This is a genomic window from Pseudomonas sp. GM49 (assembly GCF_000282355.1).
Taxonomy (GTDB): domain Bacteria; phylum Pseudomonadota; class Gammaproteobacteria; order Pseudomonadales; family Pseudomonadaceae; genus Aquipseudomonas.
Map to the genome: position 1 here is coordinate 1 of NZ_AKJL01000036.1, position 15,801 is coordinate 15,801.

General features: G+C 60.9%; 14 protein-coding genes, 1 pseudogene and 1 riboswitch. Of the genes and pseudogenes, 8 read left to right on the forward strand and 7 right to left on the reverse strand.

The annotated features are described in order from the left end of the window. Nucleotides 1-320, forward strand: a pseudogene (locus PMI29_RS25825) (MFS transporter); the annotation flags it as partial. Between the two features lie 110 nt (nucleotides 321-430). Here the strand turns inward: PMI29_RS25825 and PMI29_RS25820 are convergent. Then, the gene (locus PMI29_RS25820; protein ID WP_007994339.1) at nucleotides 431-835 is read right to left on the reverse strand and encodes an acyl-CoA thioesterase; all 405 of its coding nucleotides are present in this window, start codon (nucleotides 833-835) and stop codon (nucleotides 431-433) included. Between the two features lie 198 nt (nucleotides 836-1,033). Further along, nucleotides 1,034-1,133: riboswitch (S-adenosyl-L-homocysteine riboswitch) on the forward strand. A gap of 23 nt (nucleotides 1,134-1,156) precedes the next feature. Between PMI29_RS25820 and ahcY the strand changes: the two genes are divergently transcribed. From ahcY to PMI29_RS25800, 4 genes are all read left to right on the forward strand, one after another. After that, nucleotides 1,157-2,566 carry an adenosylhomocysteinase gene (ahcY, locus tag PMI29_RS25815; protein ID WP_007981660.1) on the forward strand — a complete coding sequence of 470 codons (1,410 nt, stop codon included), beginning with the start codon at nucleotides 1,157-1,159 and terminating at the stop codon, nucleotides 2,564-2,566. A 158-nt stretch (nucleotides 2,567-2,724) separates the two neighbouring features. After that, entirely contained in the window at nucleotides 2,725-3,570 is an 846-nt protein-coding gene (metF, locus tag PMI29_RS25810) for a methylenetetrahydrofolate reductase [NAD(P)H] (RefSeq protein ID WP_007994340.1), read from the forward strand. A gap of 192 nt (nucleotides 3,571-3,762) precedes the next feature. Beyond that, nucleotides 3,763-4,578, forward strand: coding sequence for a substrate-binding periplasmic protein (locus PMI29_RS25805; protein ID WP_007994342.1), 816 nt, complete (start codon nucleotides 3,763-3,765; stop codon nucleotides 4,576-4,578). Between the two features lie 222 nt (nucleotides 4,579-4,800). After that, nucleotides 4,801-6,666 (forward strand): DEAD/DEAH box helicase, encoded by a 1,866-nt coding sequence (locus tag PMI29_RS25800; protein WP_007994344.1) that lies wholly within the window; start codon nucleotides 4,801-4,803, stop codon nucleotides 6,664-6,666. 177 nt (nucleotides 6,667-6,843) lie between these two features. On the opposite strand, the gene PMI29_RS25795 is transcribed toward PMI29_RS25800, so the two are convergent. From PMI29_RS25795 to PMI29_RS25785, 3 genes are all read right to left on the reverse strand, one after another. Next, nucleotides 6,844-7,437 (reverse strand): YceI family protein, encoded by a 594-nt coding sequence (locus tag PMI29_RS25795; RefSeq protein WP_007994347.1) that lies wholly within the window; start codon nucleotides 7,435-7,437, stop codon nucleotides 6,844-6,846. A gap of 32 nt (nucleotides 7,438-7,469) precedes the next feature. Next, nucleotides 7,470-8,021: a cytochrome b gene (locus tag PMI29_RS25790; RefSeq protein ID WP_007994348.1), complete on the reverse strand. Its 552-nt coding sequence runs from the start codon at nucleotides 8,019-8,021 to the stop codon at nucleotides 7,470-7,472. A 263-nt stretch (nucleotides 8,022-8,284) separates the two neighbouring features. Beyond that, entirely contained in the window at nucleotides 8,285-10,045 is a 1,761-nt protein-coding gene (locus tag PMI29_RS25785; RefSeq protein ID WP_007994349.1) for a flavin monoamine oxidase family protein, read from the reverse strand. A 223-nt stretch (nucleotides 10,046-10,268) separates the two neighbouring features. Between PMI29_RS25785 and PMI29_RS25780 the strand changes: the two genes are divergently transcribed. After that, complete coding sequence (locus tag PMI29_RS25780; RefSeq protein WP_007994350.1) at nucleotides 10,269-11,675, forward strand: adenosylmethionine--8-amino-7-oxononanoate transaminase; 1,407 nt, start codon at nucleotides 10,269-10,271, stop codon at nucleotides 11,673-11,675. 145 nt (nucleotides 11,676-11,820) lie between these two features. Continuing rightward, on the forward strand, nucleotides 11,821-12,540 hold the full coding sequence (locus PMI29_RS25775; RefSeq protein WP_007994351.1) for a 16S rRNA (uracil(1498)-N(3))-methyltransferase: 720 nt from the start codon (nucleotides 11,821-11,823) through the stop codon (nucleotides 12,538-12,540). A 57-nt stretch (nucleotides 12,541-12,597) separates the two neighbouring features. On the opposite strand, the gene PMI29_RS25770 is transcribed toward PMI29_RS25775, so the two are convergent. From PMI29_RS25770 to PMI29_RS25760, 3 genes are read right to left on the reverse strand one after another with little or no spacing between them, the layout of a single operon-like run. Then, nucleotides 12,598-13,500: a transporter substrate-binding domain-containing protein gene (locus PMI29_RS25770; RefSeq protein WP_007994352.1), complete on the reverse strand. Its 903-nt coding sequence runs from the start codon at nucleotides 13,498-13,500 to the stop codon at nucleotides 12,598-12,600. A 29-nt stretch (nucleotides 13,501-13,529) separates the two neighbouring features. Next, entirely contained in the window at nucleotides 13,530-13,880 is a 351-nt protein-coding gene (locus PMI29_RS25765) for a RidA family protein (protein WP_007994358.1), read from the reverse strand. A gap of 27 nt (nucleotides 13,881-13,907) precedes the next feature. After that, complete coding sequence (locus PMI29_RS25760; protein WP_007994360.1) at nucleotides 13,908-15,149, reverse strand: D-amino acid dehydrogenase; 1,242 nt, start codon at nucleotides 15,147-15,149, stop codon at nucleotides 13,908-13,910. A gap of 64 nt (nucleotides 15,150-15,213) precedes the next feature. On the opposite strand from PMI29_RS25760, the gene PMI29_RS25755 reads away from it, so the two are divergent. Continuing rightward, nucleotides 15,214-15,801 (forward strand): LysR family transcriptional regulator (locus tag PMI29_RS25755; RefSeq protein WP_162130667.1); only part of this gene is annotated, 588 nt, incomplete at its 3' end.

Here is a 15,801-nt window from a genome sequence, read left to right on the forward strand (position 1 = left end):
CCAGCCATTCGGTGATCCCTGCGGCAATCACACTGGTGTTGTGGGGGACGTTTGCCTTCGCCCTGTGTCCGATCCTGCAACTGCTGATCATCGATCAGGCCCATGAAGCACCGAACCTGGGTTCGACCTTGAACCAGAGCGCCTTCAACCTCGGCAACGCCGCCGGAGCGTGGATTGGCGGACTGGTGGTGGCCAGCGGCGCGGATCTGGCGGACTTGCCATGGACCGGTGCACTGGTCAGCGGGCTGACCGTGTTGACTGCACTGTTCTTCATCTATCGTCAGCGGCGCGGTGCGGCTGTACTTGATGTGGCGGGCTGAGCATCACCTTGATTGCATGCTGCATTCGCGAGCAGGTTCGCTCCCACAAGGGATCGCGGTTCAATGCGGGAGCGACGATTCGACCTGCTCGCGAAGGAGTGCCACCGATCTCACTGAGCGGCGTCATCATCCTTGAACTGATCCTTGACGTACTTGATCTCGGTCCGGCCGTGAGGTGCCGGCAAGCCATCTTCACCGAGGTTCACGAACACCATTTTTTCAACGGTGAGGATGCTCTTGCGGGTGATCTTGTTGCGCACTTCGCACGTCAGGGTGATCGAGGTGCGGCCGAACTCGGTCGCCGTGATGCCCAGCTCGATGATGTCGCCCTGGCGCGAGGCGCTGACAAAGTTGATTTCGGAAATGTACTTGGTGACCACACGCTGATTGCCCAACTGGACGATGGCGTAGATCGCCGCCTCTTCGTCGATCCAGCGCAGCAGGCTGCCACCGAACAACGTGCCGTTGGGGTTGAGGTCTTCGGGTTTTACCCATTTGCGGGTGTGGAAATTCATATTCACTCCTGACCATCCTGCCGATTGATGCCCGGCATCATGGCAGAGCCCGGACTAGAGCTCTATAAAGCTTCGACTATGGTCTCGATTACCGTTCGGACATTGACTGACAGAAACGCTTTGGAAGATCAGCATAGCCCGCTATAATCGCCCCCGTTTCAAAACGGTAACCTCTACTTGCTACCGTTTTCCCGCCACCTGTCCGAGGGGCGCTGCAGCAGGTTCGACCTGTCAGGCTCGGATGGGGCGTTGCCTGGCCTTAAGCCAGACACTAAACGCACAACGGCGCCCATTCGCATACATTACGAATGGAGGCTCTTCATGAGCGCTGTTATCACGCCTGCAGATTTTACCGATTACAAAGTCGCCGACATGTCCCTGGCTGCCTGGGGCCGTCGCGAAACCATCATCGCCGAATCCGAAATGCCGGCCCTGATGGGTCTGCGCCGCAAGTATTCCGTTGAGCAACCGCTCAAGGGCGCGAAGATCCTCGGCTGCATCCACATGACCATTCAGACTGCCGTGCTGATCGAAACCCTGGTTGCCCTGGGTGCCGAAGTACGCTGGTCGTCCTGCAACATTTTCTCGACTCAGGATCAGGCCGCCGCTTCCATCGCCGCTGCCGGCATCCCGGTTTTCGCCTGGAAAGGCGAGACCGAACAAGAGTACGAGTGGTGCCTGGAACAAACCATCCTCAAGGATGGCCAGCCATGGGACGCCAACATGATCCTCGACGACGGCGGCGACCTGACCGAGCTGCTGCACAAGAAGTACCCACAGGTTCTGGACCGCGTCCACGGCGTGACCGAAGAAACCACCACCGGCGTTCACCGCCTGCTGGACATGTTGGCCAAGGGCGAGCTGAAAATCCCGGCCATCAACGTCAACGACTCGGTGACCAAGAGCAAGAACGACAACAAGTACGGCTGCCGTCACAGCCTGAACGATGCGATCAAGCGCGGCACCGACCACCTGCTGTCCGGCAAGCAAGCGCTGGTCATCGGCTACGGCGACGTGGGCAAGGGTTCCGCTCAGTCCCTGCGTCAGGAAGGCATGATCGTCAAGGTTTCCGAAGTCGACCCGATCTGCGCCATGCAAGCCTGCATGGACGGTTTCGAAGTGGTTTCGCCGTTCATCGACGGTATCAACAACGGTACTGAAGCCAGCATCGACAAGGCCCTGCTGGGCAAGATCGACCTGATCGTGACCACCACCGGCAACGTCAATGTTTGCGACTCGAACATGCTCAAAGCCCTGAAGAAGCGTGCTGTTGTCTGCAACATCGGTCACTTCGACAACGAAATCGACACTGCTTTCATGCGCAAGAACTGGGCATGGGAAGAAGTGAAGCCACAGGTTCACAAGATCCACCGCACCGGCGCTGGCGATTTCGACCCGCATAACGACGACTATCTGATCCTGCTGGCCGAAGGCCGTCTGGTTAACCTGGGTAACGCAACCGGTCACCCAAGCCGCATCATGGACGGCTCGTTCGCCAACCAGGTTCTGGCGCAGATCTTCCTGTTCGGCCAGAAGTACGCCGACCTGTCGCCAGCCCAGAAAGCCGAGCGCCTGACCGTTGAAGTGCTGCCGAAGAAACTCGACGAAGAAGTGGCCCTGGAAATGGTCCGTGGCTTCGGCGGCGTTGTGACTCAACTGACCAAGACCCAGGCCGACTACATCGGCGTGACCGTCGAAGGTCCGTTCAAGCCGCACGCTTACCGCTACTGATAGGCCGGCTCTTCCTGTGTAGGAGCGAGCTTGCTCGCGATGGACGTTAGCGATAACGCGTACTGTCTGGATAAACGCGTTGCCTTGACGTCTTTCGCGAGCGAGCTCGCTCCTACAGGGGGCCAGCGTCCGCCTTATGAGTTTCCAAGGATATGACCATGTCCCAAGATCGTCGCTACAGCTTCGAGTTCTTCCCTACGAAGACCGATGCTGGGCAAGAAAAGCTGCTCGCCACTGCTCGCCAGCTGGCTACCTACAACCCCGATTTCTTCTCCTGCACCTACGGCGCCGGCGGTTCGACCCGTGATCGCACGCTGAACACCGTTTTGCAGCTCGAAAGCGAAGTCAAAATCCCTGCCGCTCCGCACCTGTCCTGCGTGGGCGATAGCAAGGCTGACCTGCGCGGCCTGCTGGCCCAGTACAAGGCCGCCGGCATCAAGCGTATCGTCGCCCTGCGCGGTGACCTGCCTTCGGGCATGGGCATGGCCAGCGGTGAAATGCGCCACGCCAACGACCTGGTTGAATTCATTCGTGAAGAAACCGGCGATCACTTCCACATCGAAGTCGCCGCCTACCCGGAAATGCATCCGCAAGCGCGCAACTTCGAAGACGATGTCGCCAACTTCGTGCGCAAAGCCAACGCTGGCGCCGACAGCGCGATCACCCAGTATTTCTTCAACGCCGACTGCTACTTCTACTTCGTGGAACGCGTGCGGGCGCTGGGTGTGAATATCCCGATCGTGCCGGGCATCATGCCTATCACCAACTACAGCAAGCTGGCGCGCTTCTCCGATGCCTGCGGTGCGGAAATCCCGCGCTGGATCCGCAAGCAACTGGAAGCCTACGGCGACGACACCCAGAGCATTCAGCGCTTTGGCGAACAGGTCATCACCGAGATGTGCGAACAACTGCTGCAGGGCGGCGCTCCAGGGTTGCACTTCTACACGCTGAACCAGGCTGATGCGAGCCTGGCGGTGTGGAAAAACCTGAAGCTGCCGCGTTAAAAGTCGTTAAAGCAAGATCAAAAGATCGCAGCCTGCGGCAGCTCCTACAGAGAAATGTGTATTCCCTGTAGGAGCTGCCGCAGGCTGCGATCTTTTGCTTTCAACGCACTATTAATGTGCGGCAACCCACGGAGTTAGAGCATCTGCGGTCAGTTTCTGGCTCTTTCCGGTTTCTCGTCGTAATCTCAAGCCATGCCTTTGATCACGCAGTTAATCGCCGTGCTTGTCTTCACTTGCCTGAGCTTCGCCGCCCGGGGCGAGAAGCTGCGCATTGTCACGGAACCGTGGGCGCCTTACGTATATGAAAACAACGGCATATCACTGGGCCTGGACTACGAAACCACCGCGATTGTCTTCAAGCGCCTGGGCATTGAAGTGGAATGGCAGTTCCTGCCTTGGAAACGCTGCCTGTCGATGCTTGAATCGGGTCAGGCCGATGGCGCGCTGGACATCTTTCACAGCGACGAACGTGATGCGACCCTGCTCTACCCCAGCGAACCCCTGTCTGAAGTCCAGTTCGTGATGTTCTACGCCAATGACCGGCCCCATCCGTTTCGCACCCTTGATGAATTGCGCGGCCTGACTGTCGGCACCTCGCCGGGTTACCTGTACAGCAAGGACTTCAGCGATTCGACGCTGTTCACCCGCGAGCCGGCCCCCACCCATGAAGCCAACTTCGGCAAGCTGGTACGCGGGCGGATTGACCTGCTGATTACCGACCGCAGGGTTGGCCAGCATTTACTCGACGAGCTGGGAATCCGCGACAAGATCACCGAAAACCCCACGATCATCAGCCAGCAAAGCCAGTTTCTCGCGGTACGGCGCAATGCAGGCATGGATCTGCTGGTGCAGCGTTTCGGTGCCGAACTCAAGCGTTTCAAGCGCGAGCCCGCCTACGCTGAACTGAGTGCCCGCTACGGCGCGGAACCGGCCTCCAGCGTGAAGGCTGAAAAGACCACGGCTGCCACGGAAAAAACCGTTGAGCAGCAGGAAAGCGGCGCGCAGTGATTGCTCTGTTATACTCCGGCCTTCCCGCCAGGCTCACGCCCGGACGCTCGGAATCATTAAAGGCATCTCGACCCCGCTACTGCGCAGCTTTCAGCCCGCGCGAGCGCTTGCAGACGAGCCTTCGAGACCCAGCAGGACCGGACGGGATAGCGTCTCCTTAAACGCCATTCGCGCCAGGCAAGACTCCCATTGGGCCAAGCCCTAACTAAAACAGGATTTCTCATGTCCTTTGCTTCCCTCGGTCTCTCCGAGGCTTTAGTCCGCGCCATCGAGGCGGCGGGCTATACCGAGCCTACTCCGGTGCAACAGCGGGCCATTCCCGCCGTGTTGCAAGGTCGCGACCTGATGGTCGCGGCACAGACAGGTACTGGTAAAACCGGCGGTTTCGCCCTTCCGATCCTGGAGCGGTTGTTCCCCAACGGTCACCCGGACAAATCCCAGCGTCACGGCCCGCGCCAGCCGCGCGTGCTGGTCCTGACCCCGACCCGCGAACTCGCCGCGCAAGTGCATGAAAGCTTCAAGGTCTATGCCCGCGACCTGAAGTTCGTCAGCGCCTGCATCTTCGGCGGTGTCGGCATGAACCCTCAGGTTCAGGCCATGTCCCGTGGCGTGGACGTGCTGGTGGCCTGCCCTGGCCGCTTGCTCGACCTCGCCGGCCAAGGCAGCGTCGACCTGTCCCACGTGGAAATCCTCGTGCTGGACGAAGCCGACCGCATGCTCGACATGGGTTTCGTCCATGATGTGAAGAAAGTGCTGGCGCGTCTGCCGGCCAAACGCCAGAACCTGCTGTTCTCGGCGACCTTCTCCAAAGACATCACCGACCTCGCCGGCAAGCTGCTGCACAACCCGGAACGCATCGAAGTCACGCCGCCGAACACCACGGTCGAGCGTATCGAACAGCGCGTGTTCCGCCTGGCCGCCAGCCACAAGCGCTCCCTGCTGGCGCACCTGATCACCGCAGGTGCCTGGGAACAGGTGCTGGTGTTCACCCGCACCAAGCACGGCGCCAACCGTCTGGCCGAGTACCTGGACAAACACGGCTTGAGCGCCGTCGCGATCCACGGCAACAAGAGCCAGAACGCCCGCACCAAAGCCCTGGCCGACTTCAAGGCCGGTACTGTGCGCATCCTGGTGGCCACCGACATCGCCGCCCGCGGCCTGGACATCGATCAGTTGCCACATGTGGTCAACTTCGAGCTGCCGAACGTCGATGAAGACTACGTGCACCGTATCGGTCGTACCGGCCGTGCCGGTCGTTCGGGCGAGGCGATTTCGCTGGTAGCCCCGGACGAAGAAAAACTGCTGAAAAGCATCGAACGCATGACCAAACAGAAAATCGCCGACGGCGACCTGATGGGCTTCGATGCGAGTGCCGTGGAAGCCGAGAAACCAGAAGTGCGCGAGCGTCCGGACATGCGTAACCCACGCAATCCACGTGGCCCGCGCGGCGACGGTCCGAACGGCAGCGGTGGCGGTCGCAAGGACAAAGGCAAGGACAAGGGCAAGGAAAAACCGGCGGGTGAGCGCGGCGAGCGTCCGGCCCGTCAGCAAAAGCCTCGCGAAGGTACCCCGGCCCGCGAACAGCGTCAGCCGAGCCAACCACGTGCCGCCGCTGACCGTGCCCCGGACGAGTTCCTGGACGACGATATCGATAACTTCGGTAACCGCGTCGACTACGTGCCGCAGCAGAAACCTGCCCAGGGCCGCGGCCGTCGTCCGGGCGCTCCGGCACAAGGCACAGCCGCCGGTTCCGGCGCTCCGCGTGGGGGCAAACCACAGGGTGGTCGCCAGAACGGTCCGCGCAACAGCGATGGCGCCAGCACCGGCACCCCGCCAGCCAAGCGCAGCGGTCCACGCAGCGGCGCGCCACGTGATGGCCAGGCACGTCGCGAAGACTCGCGCAACCGTCGCCCGGCCCGTGACGATCAACCTCGTTCGGAACCGGCCGTGCAAAACCCGCGTGGCAATGCGCCGAAGATTATGCACAAGGAGTCGAAGGCCGACCGCTTCCCGACACCTGAGCAGCTGGATCAACTGCCAAGCCGCCCTCGTGGTGAGAAACCAGCGCTGCTGACCCGCAATCGCTGAGTTATCGCCGCAATAGAAAATGCCCCGAACCGAAAGGTCCGGGGCATTTTTTATGGCTGATGAAGTCCTGTAGGAGCGAGCCTGCTCGCGATGGTCGTCAACGATAACGCTGGAAGCCCGATGCTCCGCGGCGCTCTCAGGTCCATCGCGAGCAGGCTCGCTCCTACAGTCTCAGCATTACTTCGCTTTGATACCTTCAAAACTGACGTACAGATCGACTGCGTCAGACTGTGGACCCAGGTCCATCATCTTGCCGAAATCGGAACGCTTGATGCTGGTAGTGCCCTCGAAACCTGCACGGTAGCCGCCCCATGGATCCTTGCCTTCACCCAGGAAAGTGGCCTTGATCACAACTGGCTTGGTTACGCCAGCAATAGTCAGGTCGCCGGTCACGTCGGCCGTGTCTTTGCCAGCAGCGTTTTTACCGGTGGCTTTAACGCTGGTGGACACGAACGTGGCCTTGGGGAAATCAGCCACTTTCAGGAAGTCTTTGCTGGAGACGTGCTTGTCACGTTCGGCGTTGTTGGTGAAGACGCTGGCGGGGTTCACGTTGAACTCGATCTTGCTGTCTTCAGGCTTGGCAGCGTCGAAGCTGAACTTGCCGTCCATGGTCTTGAAAGTACCGGTGATGTAGCTGTAGCCCAGGTGGCTGATCTTGAAGTTGACGAAGGCGTGCTGGCCTGTTGTGTCTACAACGTAGTCCGCAGCCATCACATTAGCGGACAGCAGGGCCGAACCGATTGCCAGGGCGGCGAGAGTCTTTTTCAACATGCTTTGTTTTCCTTGGGAGTCGAGGTTGAACTTCAGGCTTTGCGACCCAGCATTCGCTTGAGGGTCACATCATGGTCGATAAAGTGGTGCTTCAATGCTGCCAACGCATGGAGGACGGAAAAAATTACCAGCACCCACGCCAGGTAGAGGTGAATCGCACCGGCGTTATCTGCCTGGTCCGGCAGTCCGGAAACCAGGGCAGGCACTTCAAACCAGTCAAACACAGGTATCCCGGCACCTTCTGCGGTGGAAATCAGGTAACCGGCAATCATCACAGCGAACAGGCAGAGATACAGAAAGGCATGGCCGAACATGGCGCCCAGACGCGTCATGCGGCTGTAGCTGGCCAGGGTTGGCGGCGGCGGGCTGATAAAGCGCCACAACACGCGCAATACCATGACCCCCAGCAAGATCAAACCAATGCTCTTGTGCAGATCCGGCCCGGTCTTGCGCCATGGGTCGTAATAACCGAGGCCGACCATCCACAGCCCGAGGGCGAATAAACCGAATACGGCCAGTGCCACGCCCCAGTGCATGAAGATGCTGACCCAGCCGTAGCGGGAGGTAGAGTTACGTAGCTGCATTGCCTAGATCCCTGTAAGTGCTGGCCCAAGACTATCGAGTTATCCATCGAATTAAAGCCGAAAATTTCGCTTTGAAATATCGAGAAATACGATCAAGAGTCTGAAATAGGCGAGTTAAGAAAAGATTAAAGGCCAATGTGTATACAAAAATGTAGCCCAACTCAATAACACTTCCTGCAGATGGTTTATTCGATTGTGAATGCGGATTTCTCCAGGCATAAAAAAACGCGGCATTTACGCCGCGTTTTTTGTCCCAAGGCTTATTACGCCTTGGTATCCGTTGCCGGGGTCGCTGCGGGTTTGGCCGCTGGCTTCTTGGCCGGCTCGGTTTTCTTGGCCGGTGTCTTGGCCGGGGCTTTTTTCGCTTCGGTCTTGGTTGCCGGTTTCGCCGGGGCTTTGGCCGGAGCCTTCTTGGCTGGCTCGGCTTTTACCGGTGCCGCAGGCTTCGGTGCTTCCACCGGTGCCGGAGCGGCGGCCGGGGCTGGCGCCGGAGCAGGCGGTGCAACAGGCTCTGGCGTCTTGACCGGTTCCGGCTTCTTCACGTCATCCGAGCCACCGAACAGGTTGCTGAAGAAGTTGCCCTTCCTCGCCACCACCGCACCAGCACCCGCCGCTGCGGCAGCTGCCGGAACCACTTTCGCCGGTTCAAACGACTTGCCGGCCGCCAGGTCTTCAACCTGGCTGGCTGCACGTTGACCGGTGCGCAATGCACCTTCCAGGGTGCCCGGATACAGGGTGTCAGTGTGTTCGCCGGCGAAGGTTACACGCTGGACCGGACGTTCCCACAGGCGCCAGAATTTGCTGATCTGGCCCGGACCGAAGGCCAGGTAGGCACCGCCAGTCGACGGGTCGGTGCTGTAACGACGGATTTCATAACCGGTGAACGAACCGCGTGCCTGTGGATAGAACGTGTGCAGGCGGATCAACACCTGATCGACCATCTGCTTGTCGCCGAACGCCTGCATCACCCGCGCGTTGTCGCCGGACAGGTTGATCACCACGTTGGCACCGCCCTTCAGGGCAGGCTCGATCCACAACATGCCCAGGCCGGTGTTGCTGTAGACCTCGCCGGACATGCGCGCCTTGCTTTCCCACACCGGCGTCTTGAACTTCAGCATGATCTGGTCACGCCAGCCGTAGTTGGTGCCCTTGATCGCCGCCAGGTGCTGGGCGTCCAAAGCCGGAGTCATCTGGATCTTGTTCAGGGCGCGCAATGGTACGGCCAGCACCACGTAGTCAGCCTGATAGCTGACGCTGTCGACTTTGACGGTCACACCGTCCTTGTCCTGAATGATCGCCGAGACCGGGGAGCTGGTCTTGATGGTCTTCAGTTGTTTGACGAAAGCCTGCGCCAGCACCGGGCTGCCACCGACCAGACGCGAAGCACGCAGGTCACGATCGGAAACGCCACGGTAAACGCGACTCTGCTGCGCGTAATACAGCAGCGACAAGCGCGAAGGCTCGTCGTAGCGGGTACGGATCTGCTGGTTGATCAGCTGGCGCGCGGTGGCCGGCAGGTTCTGCTTGTCGAGCCAGCTCGACACGTTGACCTGATCCAGCGCGTGCAGGGTGTTGTTGGCGGCCGGGTTCTGCGGGTCGTCGATCGAGCGCGCCAGATCATCCAGGGTCTTTTCGTAACGCTTGAGCGCTTCGGCTGTGGCTGGCTCCTTGGTGGCAAGATCGGCAGCGCTGTAATACACGCCGTCGATCAGGTAGCCAGGGGTCCGCACGAACTCAGGTGCCGGCGTGGTGCTCAGCTTGAAGTTCGAAACGTACTTGTTCAGCACCGGCTGGGTCTTGTCATTGCCGATCCACTCGCTGGTGGCCATGCCGGAACGACCGCCCAGGCTCGACTTGGCTTCCAGCAGGGTGACCTGCCAGCCCTTGTTCTGCAGCTCGTACGCGGCAGTCAGGCCCGACAGGCCGCCGCCGACCACGATCGCGGTTTTATCCTTGGCCAGCGCAGACACGCTGAACAGCCCCAACATCACCAGCGCACAGGCGCGCAGCCAACCGACAGACATTCAGCGAACTCCGGAATTACACGAGGAAAAAAGCAGTTTTTGCGAGCCAGACGGCCCAGGAACCGCGAAGGATACGTTAGCCTTCAGACGCCCGCCAGCAACGTCTATCGACCTGTACAACGTAGTTCATTCGACACAATGGGTTGTTCCCGTGACACGCATTGCATAGGCTTGCGCGATTGTTTGTCCGCGCGTCTCACGGACCGCCTCCAGGAGAGTGAAAATGGGCCTGAATAATCAGTGGATGCAACGCGATCTCGCCGTGTTGTGGCATCCCTGCACCCAGATGAAAGATCACGAACAACTGCCGCTGATCCCGATCAAGCGCGGTGAAGGCGTGTGGCTGGAAGACTTCGAGGGCAAACGCTACCTCGATGCGGTCAGTTCCTGGTGGGTCAATGTGTTCGGGCACGCCAACCCGCGGATCAACCAGCGCATCAAGGACCAGGTCGATCAGCTCGAACATGTGATCCTTGCCGGCTTCAGCCATCAACCGGTGATCGAACTGTCCGAGCGTCTGGTGAAGATGACGCCGGAAGGCCTGACCCGGTGCTTCTACGCCGATAACGGCTCATCCTGCATCGAAGTCGCGCTCAAAATGAGCTTTCACTACTGGCTCAATCGCGGCCAGCCGAACAAGAAACGCTTCGTCACCCTGACCAACAGCTACCACGGCGAAACCATGGCGGCGATGTCGGTGGGCGACGTGCCGCTGTTCACCGAAACCTACAAAGCGCTGTTGATGGACACCATCAAGGTGCCGAGCCCGGACTGCTACCTGCGTCCCGAGGGCATGAGCTGGGAAGAACACTCGCGCAACATGTTCGCGGCCATGGAGCAGACCCTGGCCGAGAACCATCACAGCGTCGCAGCCGTGATTGTTGAACCGTTGATCCAGGGCGCCGGTGGCATGCGCATGTATCACCCGGTGTACCTCAAGTTGCTGCGCGAAGCCTGCGACCGTTATGGCGTGCACTTGATCCACGATGAAATCGCCGTCGGCTTCGGCCGCACCGGGACGATGTTCGCCTGTGAACAGGCCGGTATCCGCCCTGATTTCCTGTGCCTGTCCAAGGCCCTGACCGGCGGCTATCTGCCGTTGGCGGCGTGCATGACCACTGACGAGGTCTACAGCGCCTTCTACGACGACTACCCGACCCTGCGCGCCTTCCTGCACTCCCACAGCTACACCGGCAACCCGCTGGCGTGCGCGGCGGCCCTGGCGACCCTGGATATCTTCGAAGAAGACAACGTCATCGAGAACAACAAGGCCCTGGCGCAGCGCATGGCCTCCTCCACCGCGCACCTGGTCGATCACCCGAATGTCTCCGAAGTGCGCCAGACCGGCATGGTGCTGGCCATCGAGATGGTCAAGGACAAGGCCACCAAAGAAGCCTACCCATGGCAGGAACGCCGTGGCCTGAAGGTGTTCCAGCACGCCCTGGAGCGCGGAGCCTTGCTTCGTCCATTGGGTAGCGTGGTGTATTTCCTGCCGCCGTATGTGATCACCCCGGAGCAAATCGATTTCCTTGCCGAAGTGGCCAGCGAAGGGATCGACATCGCGACCCGTGACAGCGTCAGCGTGGCAGTGCCGAAGGACTTCCATCCGGGGTTCCGTGATCCGGGTTGATTGATTTCACCTAAGCTTCAGCGCTGACTGGGCTACCGTCATCGCGGGCAAGCCCGCTCCCACAAGGATTTGCACAGCACCTGTGGGAGCGGGCTTGCCCGCGATGACGGCCCCCAGACTTTCACACCTTTTTCAGAGACCCCGCATGAGACTGTCCCGCTTCTTCATCGACGCCCCCTTGAGCACCGGCGAGCACGAGTTGCCCGAGGCCCAGGCCCATTACATCAGCCGCGTGCTGCGCATGGCCGAGGGCGATGCGTTGCAGTTGTTCGACGGTTCGGGCCAGGAGTTTCGCGCCAGGCTGGTCGAAGTCGGCAAAAAACGCGTCGTGGTGCAAATCGATGAAAGCTTCGCCGGGCAGGTCGAGTCGCCGCTGCAAATCCATCTCGGCCAGGGCCTGTCCCGGGGCGAGCGCATGGACTGGGCGATTCAGAAAGCCACGGAACTGGGTGTCACCGAAATCACCCCGATCTTCACCGAACGCTGCGAAGTCCGGCTCAAGGACGAGCGCGCCGACAAACGCCTGCTGCACTGGCGCCAGGTGGCGATCAGCGCATGTGAGCAGTGCGGGCGTTCACAGGTACCGGTGATTCATCCACCGCTGTTGCTGGCTGACTGGTTGAAGCAGACACAAGCCGGGTTGAAACTGGTGCTGCACCCTGTGGCCGAACCGTTGGTGAGCCACGCCAAACCTTCAAGTCTGGCATTCCTGATCGGTCCGGAGGGTGGTTTATCCGATGCCGAAGTCGATCAGGCCAAGGCCAGCGGCTTCCACGCCGCCCGCCTCGGTCCACGGGTGCTGCGCACCGAAACCGCACCGGTTGTTGCACTGGCGGTGGCCCAGCAACTCTGGGGTGACTTCTAGTGCCTCTTCGCGAGCAAGTCGGATCGCCGCGACACGGTCTAGAGGCCGATCTGGCTGCTACTGCACCGGATCGCTCACCGGTTTGGCAATGATCGCCTTGAGTTCGCTGGTCATCGGGAACTCAAGGTTCAAACCCTTCGGCGGGATCGGCTGCTCGAACCAGCGTTTGTAGATGCCATTGATCTCGCCCGAGCTGTACAGATCCGCCAGCGCGCCGTTGACCAGCGCCAGGAACTGAGGATCATCCTTGCGCACCATGCAGCTGTAGATCTCCCGCGATTGCTCCTCCCCGACCACCACCCACTTGTGTGGGTCATGGGCCTTCGCGCGCTCGCCGTAGAGCAGCGCATCGTCCATGTAGAATGCCGCCGCCCGGCCCGACTGCAGCATCTGGAAGGCTTCGCCGTGGTCCTTGGCACTGATCACGAACATGTCGATCTTGTGATCGAAGTTGTAGCTTTTCAAGAAGCGCTCGTTGGTGGTGCCGGCGGTAGTCACCACGTTCTTGCCGCGCAGGTCGGCGAAGCTCTTGATCCCGCTGTCCTTCGCGGTCAGCAACTGGCCTTTGACGTAGATGAAGCCGTAGGAGAACGCCACCTGTTTCTGCCGTTCGGCGGTCACGCCGGTGGAACCGCACTCCAGGTCCACGGTGCCGTTCTGCACCAGTGGAATGCGGGTCTGCGAGGTCACCAGGTTGTACTTTACCTTCAAGTCCGGCAGCGCCAGTTGCTGCCGGATGCGCTCGACGATCTTGCCCGCCAGATCCACCGAATAACCCATCGGCTCGCCGCTGTGATCACCCACGTAGGAGAACGGCACTGAAGCATCGCGATAGCCCAGGGTGATGCTGTTGGCGCTGGCGATCTTGCTCAGGGTGCCGGTCAGCGGCGCTTCGTTGGCCTGAACCTGACTGCCAAGCAACAAGCCAAGCGTACAAGCGAGCAACGTGATTTTTTGCATTGTTATTCTCCGTTGTGGGTGTTGGTTTATCAGACGCGTGCAGCGATGACGGTGATTTCCACCAGCACCTGCGGGCGGGCCAGTTCAGCCTGCACAGTGGTGCGGCTCGGTGCCTGTCCCGGCGATAGCCAGGCCGACCAGACCTCGTTCATCGCGGCGAAATCCTCAGTGATGTTCTTCAGGTAAATGGTCGCGCTGAGCAGATGATCCTTGTCGCTGCCCGCCTCGGCCAGCAAGGTTTCGATTTTCGCCAGCACTTCGCAGGTCTGGCCGCTGGCATCCAGAGCATCGCCCGGCACCTGCCCGGAGAGAAACACAAGGTCGCCAAAGGTCACGGCGCCAGACAGGCGCGAGTTGCTGTGCAGTCGGGTAATGGTCATTGCAGTGTCCTCCTTAGAAATCAGTATTCAGGCGGCCCGGTGGTTGAAACCCTGCAGGTCGATGGAAGGCCGGCGCTCGCCGATCAGTTCGCTGAGCAAGCGACCGCTGCCGCATGCCAGGGTGAAACCCAGCGCGCCGTGGCCGAGGTTGAGCCACAGGTTGCGATACGCCGTCGCGCCCAGCAACGGCACGCCGTTGGGGGTGGCCGGGCGCATGCCGGCCCATTCGACGGCTTCGTCATAGGCGCCAGCATTTGGAAAGGTGTCATGTGCCTGGCGCTTGATCAGTGCCAGGCGCCTGGGGTCCGGCGCGGAGTCGAAGCCGACGATGTCGACCATCGCCGCCACCCGCAATTGCTCGCCGATGCGCGCGTAGACGATCTTGCGGTCGTAGTCGGTGATGCTTACGTCCGGCGCCCGGTGACCGGCGCCGATCGGCACGGTCAGGCTGTAGCCCTTGAGAGGATAAAGCGGCAGTTGCAGTCCGGGCAGCGCCAACAGCGGACTGCGGTGGCCGGCGGCGATCACCAGTTGATCGACCGGCACTACTTGTTCGCCCAGTTCGATGGCGTTGACGCTGCCGTTGCTGTGGCGAATGCCAGTCACCGCTTGCCCGAGACGAAACTCGCAACGGCCGGACGCTCGCAACCGGGCGGCCAGTTGCTGGCAGAAGCCGTGGCAATCGCCGACTTCTTCGTCCGGGGTGTAGATCGCCCCGACAAAGGGCGCATCGATCAGCGCCGGTTCCAGTTGCGCGCATTCGGCCGGCGACAACACCTGCTGTTGCTGCGGATCGGCCAAGCCCTGGCACGCACGCTCGAAGCTGCCGTTCTGGCGGAAAGTCACCAGTTTGCCATTGCGCCGCCACTGGAATCCCGCCAGTCCATCGTCCTCGCGCCAGGACTTCAAAGTGTCCTGGCTGAACAGCGCCAAACGCAGCAAGTGCGCGGCATTCTCACGGTTGACCGAGCGGCGGCAGGCGCCGAGGAACGACGCCATCCAACGCCACTGGGCCGGGTCGAAGCGCGGACGCAGCTTCAGCGGTGAATCGCCGCGCAGCATCCAGCCGATGGCCTGCAAAGGCACACCGGCGTCGGCCAGGGGCGCGACATAGCGATAGGACAACTGGCCGCCGTTGGCGAAGCTGGTTTCGCTGCCCAGCGAGTCCCGTGCCTCGACCACCGTCACCTGCAAGCCGTCGCGCACCAGCGCATAGGCCGTTGCCAGGCCAATCACGCCGCCTCCGATGATGCACACACGCTGAGCCATGTCCGTCCTTAAAACCGTTGTGAAGACGAGGCCAAGGTTAGAGCCAGGTGACAGGCGTTGAACAATGCATAAAGATGGCAAACCCATAAACAAAGGTTATGGACTTGCCATGCGCCTTCGTCACATCGAGATTTTCCAGGCCATCCGCCAGACCGGCTCGATCAGCGCTGCCGCACAATTGCTGCACGTCTCGCAGCCGGCGGTGAGCAAGGTGTTGCAGCACGCCGAGCAACAATTGGGTTTCCCGCTATTCCTGCGGGTACGCGGCAAGTTGCAGGCAACGCCGGAAGCGCTGGAGCTGGAGCGCGAAGTGGACAAGGTCAGCGAAAGCCTGCAAGGCGTGCGACGCCTGGCGCAGAGCCTGCGCCGCGAGCCCGGCCACAGCCTGCGCATCGGCGCCACCCCGGCGCTGGCCCTGTCATTGCTGCCGCCGGCCATTCACGAATGGACCGGGCGTTACCCGGACATCGTTTGCGAACTCTCCAGCGCCCACAGTCGCGAACTGGTGCAGAACCTGTTGATGCGCGAAGTGGATGTCGCCCTGACCCTGCAACGCCCGGATCACCCTGGACTCAAGGCCCAGGCGCTGGCCTCGGGGGTGCTGGTGGTGTTGGCGCCCGACGGTTTCTGGCCGGCGGCCGACGCCGGCCAG